Annotated in this window: 14 protein-coding genes and 1 pseudogene; 14 read left to right on the forward strand and 1 reads right to left on the reverse strand. The window is 42.0% G+C overall.

The window, feature by feature from the left end; translation table 11 throughout:
• The first annotated feature begins 4 nt into the window (after positions 1–4).
• From M1F03_RS03810 to M1F03_RS03860, 11 genes and pseudogenes are all read left to right on the forward strand, one after another.
• Positions 5–565 (forward strand): fimbrial protein, encoded by a 561-nt coding sequence (locus M1F03_RS03810; RefSeq protein WP_004927218.1) that lies wholly within the window; start codon positions 5–7, stop codon positions 563–565.
• Positions 566–640: 75 nt separating this feature from the next.
• Positions 641–1,165: a fimbrial protein gene (locus tag M1F03_RS03815; RefSeq protein ID WP_004927221.1), complete on the forward strand. Its 525-nt coding sequence runs from the start codon at positions 641–643 to the stop codon at positions 1,163–1,165.
• Positions 1,166–1,232: 67 nt separating this feature from the next.
• On the forward strand, positions 1,233–3,767 hold the full coding sequence (locus M1F03_RS03820; protein ID WP_251465124.1) for an outer membrane usher protein: 2,535 nt from the start codon (positions 1,233–1,235) through the stop codon (positions 3,765–3,767).
• Between the two features lie 78 nt (positions 3,768–3,845).
• A complete protein-coding gene (locus tag M1F03_RS03825; RefSeq protein ID WP_042117401.1) occupies positions 3,846–4,595 on the forward strand; it encodes a fimbria/pilus periplasmic chaperone in 750 nt (249 codons plus the stop codon).
• Positions 4,579–5,268 (forward strand): fimbrial protein, encoded by a 690-nt coding sequence (locus tag M1F03_RS03830; protein WP_272661181.1) that lies wholly within the window; start codon positions 4,579–4,581, stop codon positions 5,266–5,268. The genes M1F03_RS03825 and M1F03_RS03830 overlap by 17 nt, the downstream gene beginning before the upstream one ends.
• 14 nt (positions 5,269–5,282) lie before the next feature.
• Positions 5,283–5,807 carry a fimbrial protein gene (locus M1F03_RS03835; protein ID WP_223854850.1) on the forward strand — a complete coding sequence of 175 codons (525 nt, stop codon included), beginning with the start codon at positions 5,283–5,285 and terminating at the stop codon, positions 5,805–5,807.
• Positions 5,807–6,331: a fimbrial protein gene (locus M1F03_RS03840; RefSeq protein WP_014656757.1), complete on the forward strand. Its 525-nt coding sequence runs from the start codon at positions 5,807–5,809 to the stop codon at positions 6,329–6,331. The genes M1F03_RS03835 and M1F03_RS03840 overlap by 1 nt, the downstream gene beginning before the upstream one ends.
• Positions 6,332–6,366: 35 nt before the next feature.
• On the forward strand, positions 6,367–6,891 hold the full coding sequence (locus M1F03_RS03845) for a fimbrial protein (protein ID WP_251465128.1): 525 nt from the start codon (positions 6,367–6,369) through the stop codon (positions 6,889–6,891).
• A gap of 226 nt (positions 6,892–7,117) precedes the next feature.
• Positions 7,118–8,152, forward strand: coding sequence for a hypothetical protein (locus M1F03_RS03850; protein WP_318840083.1), 1,035 nt, complete (start codon positions 7,118–7,120; stop codon positions 8,150–8,152).
• 284 nt (positions 8,153–8,436) lie between these two features.
• Positions 8,437–8,819: pseudogene (locus M1F03_RS03855) on the forward strand (transposase); the annotation flags it as partial.
• A gap of 363 nt (positions 8,820–9,182) precedes the next feature.
• Complete coding sequence (locus tag M1F03_RS03860; RefSeq protein ID WP_154635649.1) at positions 9,183–9,866, forward strand: TenA family transcriptional regulator; 684 nt, start codon at positions 9,183–9,185, stop codon at positions 9,864–9,866.
• Between the two features lie 115 nt (positions 9,867–9,981).
• Here the strand turns inward: M1F03_RS03860 and M1F03_RS03865 are convergent, their stop codons facing one another.
• A complete protein-coding gene (locus M1F03_RS03865) occupies positions 9,982–10,377 on the reverse strand; it encodes a DUF6122 family protein (protein WP_163860724.1) in 396 nt (131 codons plus the stop codon).
• 550 nt (positions 10,378–10,927) lie between these two features.
• Between M1F03_RS03865 and tkt the strand changes: the two genes are divergently transcribed.
• The 3 genes from tkt (at position 10,928) to pgk (ending at position 15,497) form a co-directional block, all read left to right on the forward strand.
• Positions 10,928–12,922: a transketolase gene (gene tkt, locus M1F03_RS03870; protein WP_251465131.1), complete on the forward strand. Its 1,995-nt coding sequence runs from the start codon at positions 10,928–10,930 to the stop codon at positions 12,920–12,922.
• Positions 12,923–13,228: 306 nt separating this feature from the next.
• Positions 13,229–14,248, forward strand: coding sequence for an erythrose-4-phosphate dehydrogenase (epd, locus tag M1F03_RS03875; protein ID WP_154623658.1), 1,020 nt, complete (start codon positions 13,229–13,231; stop codon positions 14,246–14,248).
• Between the two features lie 85 nt (positions 14,249–14,333).
• Positions 14,334–15,497, forward strand: coding sequence for a phosphoglycerate kinase (pgk, locus tag M1F03_RS03880; protein WP_154623657.1), 1,164 nt, complete (start codon positions 14,334–14,336; stop codon positions 15,495–15,497).
• Positions 15,498–15,543 lie beyond the last annotated feature (46 nt).

Genomic DNA, 15,543 nt, shown 5'->3' on the forward strand with positions numbered 1-15,543 from the left:
AATCATGAAAAAAATTATTTTAGCAACCTTAATTTCTGGCGCAATGAGTGCATCCGCTTTTGCTGTGGATGCAGGAAAAGGGACAGTAACTTTCACGGGGTCTATCATTGAAGCACCATGCTCAATCGCTCCAGGAGATGAAAGTCAAACTATTGATTTAGGACAGGTTTCTAATGTTACCCTACAGAAAGGTGGTATGTCCGCAGCTCAGCCTTTTGAGATCCATCTCGAAGGTTGCACGTTGAACGCAGAATATAAAGATAAAGATGGCGTTACCCAAAAATATAACAATATGGTTGAAGTGAAATTTGAAGGTACAGAGTGGGTAAACAATGGTAGCAATACTGGATTAATTCAAATTACAGGTGATGCGTCTGGTGCAGGTATTGTATTGATGAATAAATCAGGTGCAAAAATCAATATCAATGATTCAACCGTTGAGCGTGCTTATACCTCAGGTAATAACATTTTGAGTTTTCAAGCTGCGCTACAAGGTATGTCAGATGCGACTGTTGTTCCGGGTAGTTTCCAAGCTGTGACCAATTTTACATTGGCCTATAACTAATCGTTATTGTCAATGAAGTATTCCCCTAAGTCACTTCGTGATTAGGGGAAATATAAAAGAGGGGGGAACTCGGTTATGAAAGCTATTTTAGTCATGTTACTTGTTAGTCAATTTGCCACTTTACCGAGTGTACAAGCACAAGCTTCCACACTATGGGGAAGTGTCAACATGAATGGCAGTATTGTCGATTCTGCATGTGCTATTGATACCGGTTCTTATGAACAGGTTGTCGACATGGGAATATTACCCGTTGGAACAATACGCCAACAAGGACAAGGTCCTGTTCACCCTTTCTCTATTACGCTAATTGGTTGCACTTTAGTGCCATATACCGGTTCTCCTTGGCAAGCTTTTACGGTGACTTTTGACGGTCCTGCTTCTGGTAATTGGTTTACGGTGTCGGGAGATGCGCGTGGCGTTGCTCTGTTATTACAAGATGCAGATGGGAAGCCTATTTATCCAGGGAAGTCCACAGAGAAACAAACTATCGCACCGGGAAATACTGTACTGAATTATGGGTTAAGGCTAGTTGCCGATAAAGAGCCTTTACGTCCGGGGCAATATCAAAGCGCACTGCGTTTTAAGCTGGATTATTACTAATAATAAAAAGTCATTTTTTCTTTTTAGCTTACGTTTTTCCTGAACCTGATTTTTAGGGATGTTATTTATGTCTTCTTCACGACCTGTATTTTTTCGCCTTAGTCGCTTAGGCCTAGCCATTGTTTTTTCATTCTATGGTCTATCAACGCCATTGTGGGCAACTGAGACAATTGAATTCAATACGGATGTGCTAGATCTAGAAGATAAAAATAACATTGATCTAGAGCAGTTCTCTCGTGCGGGTTACATCATGCCGGGGACCTATTCTTTAACATTAAAGGTAAATGGCGAGCAGTTTTCAGAAGTGTCAGTGCCTTTTTATCCCCCTGAAGATGATCCACAAGGTAGTACAGCTTGTATATCGCCAGAGGTAGCGGATCAATTTGGATTGACTTCATCGGCAAAAAAAGAGTTGGCATGGTGGCATGACGGACAGTGTCTGACAGCAAGTAGTTTACCAGGGATGCAAATCCATGGTGATTTAGCTACCTCGTCATTATACGTGAGTATCCCACAAGCTTATCTCGAATTCACTGCGCCTAACTGGGATCCACCATCGCGTTGGGATGAGGGAATTGCTGCGTTGATGCTGGACTATAACATTAATGGTAATGCCAATAATTCATATAACGGTGGTCACGATAGTTATGCGTTAAATGGAAATGGTATTGTAGGGGTGAACTTAGGGGCTTGGCGCTTTCGCGCTGATTGGCAAGGTCGTTTAAATCATGCGACTGGTTCTGGTGATTCGGTTAATAAAGACTTTGACTGGAATCGGTTTTATGCCTATCGCGCATTGCCGTCACTCGCTGCTAAATTGGTATTAGGGGAGGATTACCTCGTTTCTAATATCTTTGATTCATTTCGTTTTATTGGCGCCAGTGTGCGTTCTGAATTGAATATGCTCCCGCCAAATTTGCGTGGTTATGCACCAGAAGTGACAGGTATCGCAAAAACAAATGCGACGGTAATAGTTAGCCAGCAAGGGCGAGTGTTGTACGAAACACAAGTCGCTCCTGGGCCGTTTCGTATTCAGGATTTGAGTGATGCTGTTAGTGGCAAACTCGATATCACAGTTAAAGAACAAGATGGTACAACTCAAGACTTTCAAATAGATACAGCTAGCTTGCCTTATTTAACGCGTCCGGGGCAAATACAATACAAATTAGCATTAGGCCAGCCAACTAATTATCAGCGTCACAGTGAAGGGGATTCTTTTGTCACGGGTGAATTTTCGTGGGGAGTCAACAATGGCTGGTCACTATTTGGCGGTAGCCTGAATAGTAAAAATTACAATGCCGTATCGCTGGGTATTGGGCGTGATTTATTGGCATTTGGAGCTTTATCTTTCGATGTTACTCAATCTTTTGCTCGATTACCAAATATGGGGAATTTAAGCGGAGGTTCTTACCGTATTAATTACTCTAAACGTTTTGAGGCGATTGATAGCACTATTCAATTTGCAGGTTATCGCTTTTCCGAGCGTGACTTTATGTCGATGTCTGATTTCTTAAATGCACTGAAAACCGGTGAGCGTTATGGAGGGAGTAAAGAGTTATATACGATATCGCTGAATAAAAATTTCGGCGAGTTAGGAATGTCGTTATACCTCAACTATAACCACCAAACTTATTGGGATCAGCCGGATAATGATTATTACAGCATTATGCTGTCGAAATATATGGATATTGGTTCACTTAAAAATATCAGTGTTAACTTATCGGCAAACCGCAGTGTTTATAACGGTGTCAAGGATGACAGTATATATCTATCGACCTCATTCCCCTTAAGTAACGGCGCCAACGTAGGGTATTCGCTGAATAGTAGTCGCTACGATACGACAAATCGGGCGACCTATTACGACCGAATCAATGATCGAACGACATACCAGTTGAGTGCCGGGAGTAGCAAAAAAGGAGGAACGGGGAGTGCATTTATCACCCATCAAGCTGATATCGCACGTTTAACGGCTAATGTGAGTTATATGCATAACCAATATAGTGCATTTGGTCTATCAATGAGCGGTGGAATGACTTTTACCCCAGAGGGAAGCGGACTTCATCGTGTTAATACATTAGGAGGAACGCGAATGTTAGTCGATACCGATGGTGTTTCGGATGTACCGATCAAAGGGATAGGTGCACCGATCACCTCGAATATGTTTGGTAAAGCCATTGTTGGTGATGTGAGTAGTTACTACCGTAGTAAGGCTCAAATTGATTTAAATGCATTACCAGACAATGTAGAAGCACAGCAGTCGGTAGTACAAGCTACGCTCACAGAAGGCGCTGTAGGTTATCGTCATTTTGCTGTGGTATCAGGACAAAAAGCGATGACTGTACTGCGATTGCCTGATGGTAGCCACCCGCCATTCGGCGCTCAAATACAAAACAGTAAAGCGCAAAACACAGGAATTGTGGGTGATTCTGGAAGTGCTTATATCAGTGGTATTAACCCTCAGAGTGTGATGACTGTGACATGGGGAGAAGATAAGGCTTGCCAGATCACTTTTCCTATTCAGTTAGGTTCTTTACAGGAAGCATTACTACTGCCGTGTATTCCGACAACGTTACCAGCATCAACAGTGATAGCGAAAAGATAGTTTTATTCAGCACAAGAATAGCCTAATTCACGAAAAGCATGGCTCAAGAGAGAACACAGAAATAAAAGGTAAATAACTATGCAATTAACGATTTCTTATCGTACAACCATGGGGTTAATTGGTTTGGCATTATTTAGCAGCACAGCTTATTCCGCGGTATCGATGGATAGGACTCGGGTTATTTTTGATGGTGGACAAAAGTCAATCTCACTCAATATTTCAAATAACAACAAACAGTTACCATATTTAGCGCAAGGGTGGATTGAAAATGCGGAAGGGCAGAAGATCCAATCGCCATTAGTTGTATTACCGCCCGTACAGCGTATAGAGCCAGGTAAATCAAGCCAAGTAAAAATTGAAGCATTACCTGCTATTAATTCGTTACCTCAAGATCGTGAGTCTTTATTTTATTTTAATTTACGAGAAATACCGCCAAAAAGCGATAAACCAAACACATTACAAATTGCTCTGCAAACACGAGTGAAGCTGTTTTATCGACCTAAAGCGATAATACCTGAAAAAAACGGTGCGCCATGGCAAGACAAATTAACCTTAGATAAACAAGGTGAACGTTATATCGTGAAAAATCCCACACCGTATTACGTCACGATTATTAATGCGACAACTAATGGCAAAGCATCGGATGGTAAAGATTTTACACCAGTCATGGTGCCACCGTTTGGACAGGATGATTTAGGCATCAGCGCTAATCAATTAGGAAATAATCCCGTACTGACTTACATCAATGATTATGGTGGACGCCCTAATTTGACCTTCCGCTGTCAGGTGTCGAGCTGTCAGGTTGTTCCAAATGGTAAAAGCGAATAATTCGAGTAAGCACCCGACTGACGGTGCCCATATTGAAGGAGTGCGCATGACAGACTTACAAAGAAAAAACGTTTTCCGATACGGCTTACTTCTAGCGATGTTTAGCAGCACCGTCAGTTTATCAGGCATGGCGGCGGATAATAATGGCAATCTCTATCGGCCAGTAGATAACTGGAATGTCGATGGACAGCATGGTGTGTTGTACGTGTTTGGTTCATTAACGGAAAGCCCATGTCGGCTAGCGATGACATCTAGTTACCAATCAGTTGAGATGGGGAATTTGGATACCAGTACCTTGCAGCATAATGGTAGAGGAGCACCCGTACCGTTTCAGATTGAGTTAGAGGACTGTTTAGAAACAGAGACTCGTTTAGATAATGTACAAACGGGAATGACAGCATGGAGCTCCAGTCAACCAGCAGTCAAAATTCGTTTTTTAGCAGATAGTGTGCCATCAATGCCGGATATCGCTCGTGTCAATGGGGTAAAAGGATTGGGGCTGGCTATCACGACACCAAATGGTTCACTGCTACCTTTGGGGTTAGAAAGTGAGCCACAGTTATTGCCTTCAGGGCAAAGTCAGTTGACCTATTACGTGACGCCGGTGAGAACGGGGCAGCTTGTGCCGGGGGCGTATTCGGCGCTGATTGCATTTGAAATGTTGTACGAGTAGGAGTGGTCATCATTATGACAATGAGACGATGTCGACTGCCGAAAGTGCTGGCAACCAGTCTGTTGATGAGCAGTTTGATGCTGTGTTCAGCGGCGACCCTTGCAGAAACCTATACCTTAACCGTGAAGGTCACGGTAGTTGAGAAGACCTGTGATATCTACGGGCCTGACGGGATTGGACAGCCCATCAATGTGGCGATGGGCGACCTGATCATAAAAAACATCGATGGGGTTAGCTACGGAAAAACTGACATTCCGTATACTCTAAGTTGCGACGATGCAGCAAGTAATCCAGCCTTAAAACTGAAATTTGATGGCCCCCGCATGAGTGGCCAAGCGGCGAATGTGTTGTCCACCTCGGACCAGAACTTAGGATTACGCCTTATGGCGGGTAACAGTAATCTGAATTTAGGCGTCTGGCGTCATTTTAATTATAGCACTCAGCCAACCCTTAGTGTGATACCGATTGGCAGTGGGACTGGGGGGATTAATGACGGTCAGATGACTGCATCCGCGACGTTGAGTGTGGAGTATCAATAATGATGAACCGACAAGCTAAGATATCTGCAATGGCATTATGGCTAAGCGGCTTGATGCCGCTGACGACGTATGCGGTAGATGTGAACTTTACCGCCAACTTAATCCAAAACCCGCCGTGTGATGTGGCGGGGCCGGACGGGGTTGACCAGCCGATCCGCGTGCCGTTTGGCGAGGTGGGGATCACCAAGATTAATGGCGAAAACTATCGCCAAGACTTTACCTTGACGCTGAGTTGCGGAACAGGGCTTGGGAATGCCGTGGCGTTATATCTTGAGTATCGCGGGATGGTCGCGGAGAGTTTTGATAATAAAGCCTTGCAAGCTAGTCAGACCGGGTTGGGGGTACGATTATACCATCAAGGGGTCGTCATACCACCTAACACAGGGACACCGATAACGATGTCGGATAATGGCGTTGCAACTTTACCCTTGTATGCGGTGCCAGTGAAGGATACTGACCCGTCTGCAATGTTATATGAAGGGAATTTTACCGCGACGGCTAGTGTGGAGATGAATTACCCATGAGGATATTCAATCACAAGAGAACTTTCTGGATGTCGATGAGTGCAATACTGTGGTGTTGCAGTTTTCTACCGTCAGTGGCTCAGGCGGCGAACAGTAATGATATTCAGTACAGTGGAACGTTGATTGCGTTGCCGTGCACGGTTGACCCGAATTATGAGAACTTCGGAGTTGACTTTGGGGGCAATATTAATTCAAAGGATTTGGTGGATGGGCAGCGTCGTTACAGCAAAGAAGATATTCTGTTTCATTTGACGGATTGTGATACTTCTTTGGGAAATAGTATTTCAGTGAAATTTAGCGGTGTTTCGACGACCGACAATGGATTACTGAATGTGGATGCTGGAAGTCAGGCTAGTGGGATTGCGATAGGTCTTGAAACCCCGAGTGGTGTAGCGTTACCCATTAATAACACTCAGGTAGAGCCTTTAATGCCGATAAAAAAAGGGGATATGACGATACGGTTACGGTCATATATACAGGCAGTGGAAGGCGCAACGGTAGAGAGCATTCAGCCAGGTTTTTTTACGGCGACGCTGACGTATATGTTGATATATCAGTGAAGCGATGCCCCATTTTACGGGGTAGAGACGGGTTGTTTTCTATCAGGCTAGTGCAAGACTATATACGCCAATGCTCGCTAAGGTTTAGTAGTGATTTATTTGCCATCTATTGCTTAGTATTTATCTCACAATAACAGTTTAAGCGGTGGCAAATTTCTTGGTATTCAATTTCAAAATAGATTTCGTTGATGAGTATTCATTATCAAGCGACACAAGGAATCCATAAATGCGCATTCAGTTAGCTCTTTTGCTATTCACTTTTCCATTAACTTCTATTGGGGCATCTTACTTCAATCAGGAAAATACTCCGAAAAGAGCAGTAGGAGATGGTCAGGGGTCTTTTTCAATATTCGGAACAGTATATAAAATCCAAGATAATATTGAACGGCGTCCTATAACCGATGGTTTTGGGTATGATAATGGAGTTATGTCCGCTGAAAGATATGGCTACTCCGGTGGAGCAGTGACTATTGATGCTAAATACAATACGCTTTCTGACGTATCAGGAGGATCATCATGTTATTTGTATGGAACTCTATACTTTACTGAGCCTGGCGGCTGGTATGATTTCAGTTACGGGCATCTGCGTTGGGATGTGTATGGTGATGTATTTTATGATCCCAATCTGTATATAAAGGTTGATAAACCATGTAATCAAGCTATTTTATCCGATTTACCGACAGTTAATATTCCATTACCAAGCATCAACGACTTTTATATTTGGCGGGCTATATCTGGTGGATGTGCCATTTCGGGTTGCTCAAATGGAGGTTATAATCATACTCGGGTTTTAGCTCGTAATGAGTCTATGACTGCTTTGGCAAATGTAATCGCTTGCACATCAAATACAGTCAATAGTTCTACTTGCCGGTCTTTATTTCATAATACTGTACGTGGCACCGATATTCCTTCCGGGTTAATTCCTGACATCCCAGCTGTATGTAATGTGAATTTACCTGATCTGAACTTTGGAACTGTAGGCATGAATGACTGGTCTGGAAACATGGCTCAATCTATAGGCTCAGTATCTTGTACAAAGGATGCATCTATTACCTTTACTGTGGTTGGTGGAGATTCAGTTAAACTGGGCCCTTTTAATGCTTCTATTGGTATAAATGGGAAATTAGGCGGGTCATCGATCGTTAATACGGGGATAGGGGAAGTGACATTTACAATTGATGGACAGCTAAAATCGTCTACAGGGAGTGTTACAGCAGGGGAATATCAAACAAGTGTTGTAGTAATAGGTACAATTAATTGAAATGCATCTTACAATAAATAATAAAGCGACATCAATTTCATTGCTATTTACAAATTGAGTGATGCCATTTGCTCTAATTTTGGATATGCAGGTGCTATCAACGGTATTTTTATTTAGAGAAATGAGTGCATATTAGGCTAATCTTATAAGTAATAGCTACAGAAAGTGAATATGTTCCCATTTCTCAGAAATTTACTGGACTTATGAAAATTTGGAGTAGTATAGTTAATTTGGTTACCAAGTCATAGGTGATATATTACCTCATAAAAAAACAGGTGACATTTATTGCAAAACGTATAAAACGATTTTTAAGTGCTGAACTTAAACTTGAAGCGACTCAATTTGTCATTGATTAAAATTGTTCCGCGGCCGAAGCTGCCAATGCCATGGGCGTGGGTAAATCAACCATTGGATAATGGGGGCGGCAACTCAAAAACGAGCGTAAAGGTATTTCGCCAAAAGCATCGGCAATGACACCAGAACAAGTTGAAATTCGTGCACTAAAAAAGAAAATTGCTCATCTCGAAAAGCATGACGAGCTCTTAAAGAAGGCTACTTTTCTGGTGATGTCAGACTCCCTGAACAACTTGCGATAATTAAAAAACTGAGCCAAAGCTACCGTATTCAAATATTATGTAGCGTGTTTAGTATTAAACTCTTTTCATATCACAATCCAGTGAATCGGTAAAAATACCCCCGGCGTAATTATTTTTAGCTTCCATAAAAGCGACAAAATATCATCGTGTACTTTTAATTAAACTAAAGTGATGGAAATATAATTTATATATTGGAAATTAGAATGATTATTTCACTTTGTTAATTATGTGAATTATTTAAAATTGTTTATTTTATGATGTTATTTTTATCGGTAATTTAATGAGCTAATAAATTATTAATGATTAATATAATTAAATATAAGTCAATGTAACTGAAATATGCCATGGTTATTTTAAAGGAAATGATTAATTTACTTTTATCTTGTTTGATAAAAAACGTATTCTTCCCTAAAAATAAACTTGGAGGTTGATGTATGTCATTGAATATAGGATTAAAAAACCAATTGGAATCATCTATACTTGATTTAAATCTGCCTGAAAATCCCTATTTTAAATCTCTGACTTCTGGTGAAATGACCCATGAACAATTTTTAAATAGCCAATTAGAATTTGCACCGATGGTTTATTTTTTCAGTAGGCCAATGGCACAAATTATAGCCAATATATCCGACCCTATTTCACGAATTGCCTTGGTGGGGAATCTTTGGGAAGAACACGGTCAAGGTGTTAAGGAAAATGTGCATGGAAATACAATCATAACTTTAATCGAACGTTTAGGTGGTGATATATCCAGTATTGATTTACAAAACCCCCCACCTAATGCTCGGATCTTTAATGAAGCATTACGTGGAGTTTCTTCTTTTTGTGATTTTCGTTTTGCTGCTTCTATGTATGCGGGTATTGAGAGAACATTTGTTGATGTATCGTGCATGATATTTGAAGCGATAGCTAAAGAGGGCTGGCTTCCAGAAGATAAGATCACCCATTATGGCTTACATCGAGAACTGGATATTGAACACTCGGAAGATTTTTTGAAAGTTGTCAATCAATATTGGGATGAACCAAAATATCAATTTATGATTAAAGAAGGTATCAAATTTGGCTGCCAATTATTTGCTAATGCGTATGTTGGTTTTTATCGGAGCATGAGTAAGTAGCTCCAAGGATATTTATTATTCTTAGTAATATAGGTTAAATGTAGAATCTGGCTATTTATGAGCATGGATATTTATTATCATAAATAGCCGATTTTGGTTTGTATATGGCTAACCACTAATATAGTGAGGTTCTGTGCTCATGATATTTCTCAATGAGAACTATATTGGTGGTATTTTGTTTTAAACTCCCCATATAACAATCCACTGAATCGGTAAAAAGATGGAATAAACACCCCACCGCAATTGCTTTTAATTTCCATGATGGCAGTAAAAATATCATCACATACGCGATAGCTGCCCAACCAGTATGTAACGGATGGAAACCAATACCGCAGCGATTAGGATCAAAAATCGGATCGGCCAGTAAATGATCTAAATCGATCGCCATGGTTGCTATCATCAACAATGCCGCTAATTTCCAATTTTTTCGCCAAAATAGATAGCCAAATAAGATTGGCACTAAAAAATGAAAACCGTAGTGCACGATATTGCGAAAAATTTCAAATGCCACAATTAAACCTCTAATGCATTATTTTATTTATTAGCAGATATCTCTTCTTCATGCTTATCTGCCTTGGATTATTCAGTGCGTTTGAGCTAAATGTACTCATTTTCTGGTGGCTAGTGGGCTGCTATTGTATCGAGATTATAACCAAGTCGTATAACGAAAGGGGATTTTTTGTTTCGATATGTAGAGCACATGTTTATCTCCTATCTAATCAGCCAATTTTTCATAGCAAAATTTGTCAATAATCACTATTGTTATCTCTAAATGCATAAGAAGCATAAATCACCTTGATCCCTGATGGTAAACTCAGGTTTAATAAGGGTAATGAATTGCGCAAAAAACTCATCTTTAAGTGATATTTTGCGCAATGGAAAGGATTCAGCTCTGAAATGGCTTAATTTATTGACGATTCGCGGGCACAAATGTAGCGAATAATTGCTGTATGGAGCAAATTGCGTTAGTTTCATAGTTTGCCTATGAAAAAGTGCAATAATTCCGTATTGCGTTGTGAAAATTGGTTTAAGTACGTTTTTATCCGACCTGGAGTATACTAATGACGACTCGTAAAACCCTTGCTAATGCTATCCGCTTTCTAAGTATGGATGCGGTTCAAAAAGCAAAATCAGGGCACCCTGGCGCGCCTATGGGCATGGCCGATATTGCTGAAGTTCTGTGGCGTGACTATATGAATCATAACCCAGCAGATCCACACTGGGCTAACCGTGACCGTTTTGTTCTCTCTAATGGCCATGGTTCAATGCTGATCTATAGCTTGCTGCATCTGACGGGTTATGACTTATCTATCGATGAGCTAAAAAACTTCCGTCAACTCCACTCTAAGACACCAGGCCACCCTGAATATGGCTATACTCCAGGCGTTGAAACCACCACAGGTCCATTAGGGCAAGGTATTGCAAACGCAGTCGGTTTTGCTATCGCTGAACGCACTTTAGCGGCGCAATTTAACCGCCCAGGCCATGACATCGTCGACCATCACACTTATGTGTTCATGGGGGATGGTTGTATGATGGAAGGTATCTCACACGAAGTGTGCTCTCTAGCAGGGACACTGAAATTAAATAAACTGATTGCGTTTTATGATGACAACGGTATCTCTATCGACGGTCATGTACAAGGTTGGTTTACTGATGATACCGCAGCACGTTTTGAAGCTTATGGCTGGCATGTTATTCGTGATATCGATGGTCACGATGCCGATCAAATTCATGCTGCTGTCACAGAAGCACAGCGCGAAACAGATAAACCAACGCTGATTATGTGTAAAACCGTGATCGGTTTTGGTTCCCCAAATAAAGCAGGTACAGAATCTGTTCACGGTGCACCATTAGGTGATGCCGAAATTGCGGCAACACGTAAAAATCTAGAGTGGCAGTATGGTCCATTCGAAATCCCACAAGATATCTATCAAGCATGGGATGCCCGTCAAGCTGGTAAAGAAAAACAAGCGGCTTGGAATGATAAGTTCGCCGCTTACGCAAAAGCCTTCCCTGAATTAGCTGAAGAATTTACTCGCCGTATGGCGGGTGAATTGCCTGCTAATTTTGATGCAGAAGCGAAGAAATTTATTGAAAATCTGCAAGCAAATCCTGCCAACATCGCTAGCCGTAAAGCGTCACAAAATGCTTTAGAAGCCTTTGGTAAAGTCTTGCCTGAGTTCTTAGGTGGTTCTGCTGACTTAGCACCAAGTAACTTGACTATGTGGTCTGGCTCTAAACCATTGAATGAAGACAAAGCGGGTAACTACATCCATTATGGTGTACGTGAATTCGGTATGTCAGCAATCATGAATGGTATTGCTTTACATGGTGGATTTGTTCCTTATGGTGCAACATTCCTCATGTTCGTTGAATATGCACGCAATGCTGTGCGTATGGCTGCATTGATGAAAGTGCGTAGTATCTTTGTTTATACTCACGACTCTATCGGTCTGGGTGAAGATGGCCCAACTCACCAACCTGTTGAGCAATTAGCTAGCTTACGTGTAACGCCTAATATGAATACATGGCGTCCATGTGACCAAGTTGAATCTGCTGTCGCATGGAAATACGCTATCGAGCGTAAAGATGGCCCAAGTGCGCTGATCTTCTCTCGCCAAAATCTGGAGCAGCAACCACGTACTGCTAAGCAATTAGCGGAGATCGAGAAAGGGGCTTATATCCTGAAAGATAGCGATGGTCAGCCGGAGCTTATCTTTATCGCGACAGGTTCAGAAGTTGAGTTAGCAGTGAAAGCCGCTGACCAACTGACTGGCGAAGGCCGTAAAGTACGTGTTGTTTCAATGCCTTCAACCGAGGTATTTGATAAACAAGACGCGGCATACCGTGAAGCCGTTCTACCATCAAGTGTGACTAAGCGTGTTGCTATTGAAGCAGGCATTGCAGATTACTGGTTCAAATATACAGGTCTCAATGGGGCTATCGTTGGTATGCATACATTTGGTGAATCAGCACCTGCTGAAGAACTATTCAAAGAGTTCGGTATCACTGTTGAAAGCGCAGTGAAAGCTGCTAAGTCATTGCTGAAGTAATTATTTTACGGCCTAATTACGGGTCGTAAGAAAGAGTGAAATACGCCCTTACATCAATTTTGCTGTAGGGGCGTTGTTTTTTTGTGCATTTCATGTGTTTTGACTATTGCGTTCTGTGTCTATATCCCTTAATCTAATTCTTAAATAGCTGAACCGTTTCAGTTGCTGTGGTCAATAAGCTAAAAAATTTCAAAAGTGTCGAGTGAAGCACATTTTTGATGTTTGACCGTTAAAATCAGCAGTAGAGTTTGTGTGAGTCAGTTATCCTTATCAGCCGTGTGATTTTGTTGAAATTCAAGGTGTAGGATGCCAATAAAAGTGGCGATTAACGGCTTCGGTCGGATCGGACGGAGTGTACTAAGGGCTTTATATGAGTCTGGGCGACGTGCTGAAATTACGGTTGTCGCGGTTAATGAGCTGGCAAGCCCTGAAGGGATTGCGCATTTGCTGAAGTATGACTCAAGCCATGGTCGCTTTGCTTGGGATGTCCGCCTTAGCGGTTCGCTGTTGCAGGTCGGCGATGACAATATTCGTCTCTTTCATCAACCTGATATCAGTTCGCTACCTTGGAAAGAACTTGGAGTTGATGTTGTGCTTGACTGTAGTGGGGCATTCGGTTCTCGCGCAGATGGCTTAGCTCACCTCGATGCGGGCGCTAAAAAAGTGCTCTTCTCCCATCCTGGCTCGGATGATCTTGATGCGACAGTTGTCTATGGCGTTAATCATGATAGTCTAACAATTGACGATAAAATTATTTCAAACGCATCTTGTACCACAAACTGTATTATTCCGATCATTAAACTGTTAGATGATGCGTTCGGTATTGAGTCAGGCACGGTAACAACAATCCATGCATCAATGAATGATCAGCCTGTTATCGATGCTTATCATCATGACCTAAGAAGAACGCGAGCTGCCAGCCAATCAATTATTCCGGTTGATACTAAGCTAGCAGCGGGTATTACGCGAATTTTTCCAAAATTTCAAAATCATTTTGAGGCGATATCGGTACGTGTACCGACAACCAATGTGACAGCCATTGATTTGAGTGTTACCGTGCACAGTGATGTTAGCGTAGCAACGGTAAACCAACTCTTGCGAAGCGCCGCGCATGGACATTTTCGTGGTATAGTAGACTATACTGAATTACCGTTAGTCTCGATGGATTTTAATCATGATCCGCACAGTGCGATTGTTGATGGCACACAAACGAGAGTGAGCGGTAAGCATTTAATTAAAACCCTTGTTTGGTGTGATAACGAATGGGGGTTTGCTAACCGGATGCTAGATACAACTTTAGCGATGGCAGCAACAGGTTTCAACTAATTAACGGCTGACAGACGGTAGGGTAGACTATGACCCACACAGCCATTAATGAAAACTTTATAGAGAATCAACAAGAGGATTCACCATGTCTGTAATTAAGATGACCGATTTGGACCTAGCGGGTAAACGCGTTTTCATCCGTTCTGACCTAAACGTTCCTGTAAAAGATGGCAAAGTTACTTCTGATGCACGTATCCGTGCTTCATTACCAACAATTGAAACTGCTCTCAAGCAAGGTGCTAAAGTCATGGTCACATCTCACCTCGGTCGTCCGACTGAAGGCGAGTATAATGAAGAATTTTCACTGCAACCTGTTGTTGACTATCTGGCTGAAAAGATTGATTACCCGGTTCGTTTAGTCAAAGACTATTTAGGTGGCGTGGATATCGCGGAAGGCGAGTTAGTCGTTTTGGAAAACGTTCGCTTCAATAAAGGCGAGAAAAAAGACGATGAAACGCTGTCAAAACAGTATGCTGCACTGTGTGATGTTTATGTCATGGATGCTTTTGGTACCGCTCACCGTGCTCAAGCGTCAACGCATGGCGTTGCTAAATTCTCGCCAGTTGCTTGTGCTGGTCCTCTACTCAGCGCTGAACTTGAAGCATTAGGTAAAGCACTGGATAACCCTGCTCGCCCAATGGTGGCGATTGTCGGTGGTTCAAAAGTATCGACAAAACTGACCGTTTTAGATTCACTCTCTAAAATTGCCGATCAATTAATTGTGGGTGGTGGTATTGCAAACACCTTTATTGCCGCTGAAGGTAATAATGTTGGTCGCTCTTTATATGAAGCGGATCTGATCCCAGAAGCGAAAAAATTATTGGCAAACTGCCATATTCCAGTACCGACTGATGTCCGTGTAGCAACGGAGTTCTCTGAAACTGCGGAAGCGACATTAAAATCAAGTACTAAAATTAAAGATGATGAGCAGATCCTCGACTTAGGTGACGAGTCTGCTGAGCGTCTGGCTGAAATTCTGAAAAATGCTAAAACCATTCTGTGGAATGGCCCAGTTGGTGTTTTTGAATTCCCTAACTTCCGTAAAGGAACCGAAATCGTTGCACGTGCAATCGCTGATAGTGAAGCTTTCTCTATCGCGGGTGGTGGTGACACATTAGCGGCTATCGATTTATTCGGTATTGCGGATAAGATTTCATACATTTCAACAGGCGGCGGTGCATTCCTTGAATTCGTTGAAGGTAAAAAACTGCCGGCGGTTGTGATGCTGGAAGAACGTGCTAAAGCGTAATTAATTTGTCATGAACAACAGGCTGCGTAGGCAGCCTGTTTAACAC

The organism is Providencia sp. PROV080 (assembly GCF_033688105.1).
GTDB lineage: Bacteria > Pseudomonadota > Gammaproteobacteria > Enterobacterales > Enterobacteriaceae > Providencia > Providencia zhejiangensis.

Excerpts from the sequence above, each read along its gene's own strand:
- tkt (WP_251465131.1), top strand. The coding sequence starts at position 10,928 with ATGACGACTCGTAAAACCCTTGCTAATGCTATCCGCTTTCTAAGTATG.
- M1F03_RS03815 (WP_004927221.1), top strand. The coding sequence starts at position 641 with ATGAAAGCTATTTTAGTCATGTTACTTGTTAGTCAATTTGCCACTTTA.
- pgk (WP_154623657.1), top strand. The coding sequence starts at position 14,334 with ATGTCTGTAATTAAGATGACCGATTTGGACCTAGCGGGTAAACGCGTT.
- M1F03_RS03845 (WP_251465128.1), top strand. The coding sequence starts at position 6,367 with ATGAGTGCAATACTGTGGTGTTGCAGTTTTCTACCGTCAGTGGCTCAG.
- M1F03_RS03840 (WP_014656757.1), top strand. The coding sequence starts at position 5,807 with ATGATGAACCGACAAGCTAAGATATCTGCAATGGCATTATGGCTAAGC.
- M1F03_RS03860 (WP_154635649.1), top strand. The coding sequence starts at position 9,183 with ATGTCATTGAATATAGGATTAAAAAACCAATTGGAATCATCTATACTT.
- M1F03_RS03830 (WP_272661181.1), top strand. The coding sequence starts at position 4,579 with ATGGTAAAAGCGAATAATTCGAGTAAGCACCCGACTGACGGTGCCCAT.
- epd (WP_154623658.1), top strand. The coding sequence starts at position 13,229 with ATGCCAATAAAAGTGGCGATTAACGGCTTCGGTCGGATCGGACGGAGT.
- M1F03_RS03850 (WP_318840083.1), top strand. The coding sequence starts at position 7,118 with ATGCGCATTCAGTTAGCTCTTTTGCTATTCACTTTTCCATTAACTTCT.
- M1F03_RS03835 (WP_223854850.1), top strand. The coding sequence starts at position 5,283 with ATGACAATGAGACGATGTCGACTGCCGAAAGTGCTGGCAACCAGTCTG.
- M1F03_RS03825 (WP_042117401.1), top strand. The coding sequence starts at position 3,846 with ATGCAATTAACGATTTCTTATCGTACAACCATGGGGTTAATTGGTTTG.
- M1F03_RS03810 (WP_004927218.1), top strand. The coding sequence starts at position 5 with ATGAAAAAAATTATTTTAGCAACCTTAATTTCTGGCGCAATGAGTGCA.
- M1F03_RS03820 (WP_251465124.1), top strand. The coding sequence starts at position 1,233 with ATGTCTTCTTCACGACCTGTATTTTTTCGCCTTAGTCGCTTAGGCCTA.